We start from the raw sequence: 3,478 nt of genomic DNA, 5'->3' as shown, positions 1-3,478 counted from the left end.
GCCCATAAATCGAGAGATTCACACACACATTTTGTCGTTTAACCCTACGAGGAACTGGAGGGGAAATGATGACCGTTGAGGTCGCTCGTGATCGTGGCTGGTGGATCGCTCGTTTAGCGTACGCTGGGCAGACCTATCGCACGCAGGGTCACACGCTCCGCGAATTGCGAGAGATGATTGATGATCTTTTCTCTTTTGTGTGTGAAGACGAAGGGGAGTCGGGTTCAGCCACCGCGACCTTCAGATTACGGTTGGTGCCACTTCGTCGCTACTAAGATGACGAGCTACGAGGCTCTCCAGAGCAGTTAGCGGAAATGCTTCGTAATATTCGCGCCAGATAGGCGTTGAGCCCTCATCAGGGGCGCGGCCTCGTACATCGTAGAATGATCCACTCATGGCAGCTGAATCCACCTACGTCCACCGTGCTCATGCCATCAGCGACTTCATCACCGTCGTCGGCGTGCGCGAATTGCACCCAACGCGGATAATGAAATGACGCTGATAGTCGGCGAACCCACCCCACATTCTTTGGAGGCATCATGCCCAACGTTCTCGCCTACGCGTGCGACGACACCGCCAGCGTTTTCTACAAAACCACCATTCACCTGCGTGAACCCGGCCCCGGCGAAATCTACTTCGAGGTCAAGTACGCCGGCATCTGCCACTCCGACATTCACAGCGCCAGGGGCGAGTGGGGTCCGAAGAAGTACCCGCTGGTTCCCGGCCACGAGATCGCCGGCATTGTCACCAAAGTCGGCGAAGGCGTCACGAAGTACAAGGTCGGTGACAAGGTCGGTGTCGGTTGCATGACCAACTCGTGTGGCACGTGCGAAATGTGCACCTCGGGCTACGAACAGTTCTGTACGGGGGACGAGGCCGGCCTTCCCGGAACACTCTGGACCTATGGTTTGGATGCCGATGGAAATCCGACTGCCGGCGGTTACTCCCAGGGCTTCACGGTGTCGGAAAACTTTGCGTGCCGCATCCCGGATGAGATCCCGTTTGAAGCAGCGGCTCCATTGCTGTGCGCGGGTATTACGACGTATTCGCCACTGAAGCGCTTCGGGGCTGGCCCCGGCAAGAAGGTCGCAATCGTGGGCATGGGTGGACTGGGTCACATGGCGGTCCAGATTGCGGCAGCCATGGGCGCCGAGGTTTCCGTGATCTCGCATGGTCGTTCGAAGGAAGAAGATGCGCGTCACTTCGGCGCAACGCACTTCTACGCCACCAGTGAAGAAGGGACAGTAGCGTCGCTTGCTTCCAGCTTTGACCTGATTATCTGCACCGTCAGCGCCGCGAACCTTGATTACGCGGGGCTGATTGCAACACTGCGTCCGCTCGGTTCCTTCGTGAATGTCGGCCTGCCCGAGACACCGCTGACTCTGCCGTGGCGTGCAGTCATTGGCGGTAACCGAATTGTTGCTGGTTCCAACATTGGTGGCATCTCCGAAACGCAGGAAATGTTGGACTTCTGTGGCGAGCATGGAATCGCCCCGCAGGTCCAGATCATCAGTGGCGAAGACATAACCGAGGCCTACAACAACGTTGTTGACTCCAAGGTGCGCTACCGCTATGTGATCGATACGGCAACGTTCTGAAATACGTTGCTTCATGAGCGTTGAAGTGAAAGAGGCCGTGACCTTTATGCGGGTCACGGCCTCTTTTTGGCTGTCGGGGTGACAGGATTTGAACCTGCGACATCCTGCTCCCAAAGCAGGCGCGCTACCAAGCTGCGCCACACCCCGAAACACGCGCGACGGCGTTTGAGGGCGCCGAAGCGAAGTGCTACATGGAAGATCATAAGGCCTAGAGGGTTAAATTTCGCAATCGAAGTGAAAACCCGCTACTATCGACCATGCGCGCTTTGATGCGTCTGCGGATGTAGCTCAATGGTAGAGCCTCTGCCTTCCAAGCAGATCACGCGGGTTCGATTCCCGTCATCCGCTCTGATAAACCCCGGTTCTCGTTGAGAGTCGGGGTTTTTCGTTGCTATCACGCCGTTTGTGGCGGGGTGGTGCGAGTGAGAGCGAAAGCCGTTTAGAGCCGTTTAGAGCCGTTTAGATGCTTGAAATTGGTATCATTCTGGCATGAAGCCTGCCTGATACCACGAGCCACTGAAATTGATACCAGGCACAAACAATGAAGTTGAAATGCCACATTTACCGCGTGGAATCGAGGAATACCGCGGAAGATACCGCGTTCGCTTCAGTTTGAGGGCAAACGCTATCTGATTGGCTCGTATTCCAATCTGAAAGACGCCAAAACGCTATGGCGATTGCGAAGTCAGAGATGATTCGTGGGGTGTATGTCACACCTGTTGAACGTCGTAAGCGTCGGAAGGAAGCTGAGGAAGCCGAACGTGCGAAAGAAATTATTACAGTCGCGCGTCTAGGGGAGATGTGGCTCGATCATCTGCGAGCCATTGGTAGGACGCATTCAACGATCGTTACCTACCAGAATATTCTGGAAAAGCACATCACGTCGCAAATAGGATTCAGGGACATTCTGAGCATTAATCAGCAGGATGTGAACGTATTATTAGCTGTCGGTAAGCCGGGAGCGCGAAACAATATCGCGCGCGTCATGCGAAGCCTTTTCCGATACGGCGCACTAGAAGGCATTGGCGGACTCGATCAAGTGCCATTCACGGTGAAGATACCCCGAGCTCGAAATTATGAGCCGATTGATTCGAGTCATCTCGCAACGCCTGAGGAGGTGAAGCAGGCCGCGGAATGTATGTCTGAGCGTATGCGCCTCACCGTGTATCTCGCATCAATATGTGCTTTACGTAAGGGTGAGGTTCTAGGGCTTCAGCGTCGAGATTTCATTGACCTTGATAAAGAAGGCCAGGCGTTGTTGACTGTGCAACGCCAGTGGAATCGTAAAGGTGTTGCAGGCTCTGAGTATACGAAGCCGAAAGCAGGGAGTAGCGGAACGGTTGCCGTCCCTGACGCGTTTGCGAAGCAGGTGCAGGAGCATTTGAGCCTATACGTTCCGGATGACCCGGATGCACCCTTGTTTACTTTGAATCATCTGGAGCGTTCTCCGATCGTGTTCAGTACGTTCGATGCGTATTGACGTACGGCGCGCGAATGCGTTCCTGGAATGGCTGGGTTTAGGTTCCATGACCTCAGGCACACGGGTTTGACGCTCTATGCGCAGGCTAGTGCGACGCAAGCGGAAATAATGGCACGAGGTCGACATAGAAGCCCTGAGGTGGTCGCGCGGTATCAGCATGTAATGATTGAGCGTGATCGCGAGAATACGCGGAAGCCGGGGGAGGCTTTCAAGTTCTAGAAATATCTTTGCGATCTAGGTGATGTTTTGGCTTCATTGTTGTTGGCCTCGTTGGCTCGTGATGGTGGAAAAGCTGGATAAGTAAGTGGACTACACTTGATACATACATATATAGGCATGTGTAATGGGGGTGTGGAAGGAGGTGAAGGAAATGGATTTCGTAGGAATTGCGGCAATCCTC

Annotated in this window: 3 protein-coding genes and 2 tRNA genes; 4 read left to right on the top strand and 1 reads right to left on the bottom strand. The window is 54.4% G+C overall.

Going from position 1 to position 3,478, the window contains the following annotated elements; translation table 11 throughout:
* Positions 1-65: 65 nt before the first annotated feature.
* Both PG731_RS09055 and PG731_RS09050 read left to right on the top strand, forming a co-directional pair.
* Positions 66-275: a hypothetical protein gene (locus PG731_RS09055; RefSeq protein WP_270773474.1), complete on the top strand. Its 210-nt coding sequence runs from the start codon at positions 66-68 to the stop codon at positions 273-275.
* Between the two features lie 264 nt (positions 276-539).
* Positions 540-1,598 (top strand): NAD(P)-dependent alcohol dehydrogenase, encoded by a 1,059-nt coding sequence (locus PG731_RS09050; RefSeq protein WP_270773473.1) that lies wholly within the window; start codon positions 540-542, stop codon positions 1,596-1,598.
* 73 nt (positions 1,599-1,671) lie between these two features.
* On the opposite strand, the gene PG731_RS09045 is transcribed toward PG731_RS09050, so the two are convergent.
* A tRNA-Pro gene (locus PG731_RS09045) sits at positions 1,672-1,745 on the bottom strand.
* A gap of 130 nt (positions 1,746-1,875) precedes the next feature.
* Here PG731_RS09045 and PG731_RS09040 point away from each other — a divergent pair.
* Together PG731_RS09040 and PG731_RS09035 are read left to right on the top strand one after the other, a co-directional pair.
* Positions 1,876-1,946, top strand: a tRNA-Gly gene (locus tag PG731_RS09040).
* A 322-nt stretch (positions 1,947-2,268) separates the two neighbouring features.
* Positions 2,269-3,078, top strand: a complete 810-nt coding sequence (locus PG731_RS09035) for a hypothetical protein (protein WP_270773472.1) — start codon at positions 2,269-2,271, stop codon at positions 3,076-3,078.
* Positions 3,079-3,478 lie beyond the last annotated feature (400 nt).

The sequence above is a fragment of the Pauljensenia sp. OF14-1SRA genome (genome assembly GCF_027694595.1).
In the GTDB taxonomy this organism is placed as follows: domain Bacteria; phylum Actinomycetota; class Actinomycetes; order Actinomycetales; family Actinomycetaceae; genus Pauljensenia; species Pauljensenia turicensis_B.
The sequence above is the reverse complement of the archived record's forward strand: the minus strand, read 5'-3'. Positions and strand labels throughout refer to the sequence as shown.

Bases quoted from the DNA above. Each gene is read 5' to 3' on its own strand.
- PG731_RS09055 (WP_270773474.1), top strand. From the start codon at position 66: ATGATGACCGTTGAGGTCGCTCGTGATCGTGGCTGGTGGATCGCTCGT.
- PG731_RS09050 (WP_270773473.1), top strand. From the start codon at position 540: ATGCCCAACGTTCTCGCCTACGCGTGCGACGACACCGCCAGCGTTTTC.
- PG731_RS09035 (WP_270773472.1), top strand. From the start codon at position 2,269: ATGGCGATTGCGAAGTCAGAGATGATTCGTGGGGTGTATGTCACACCT.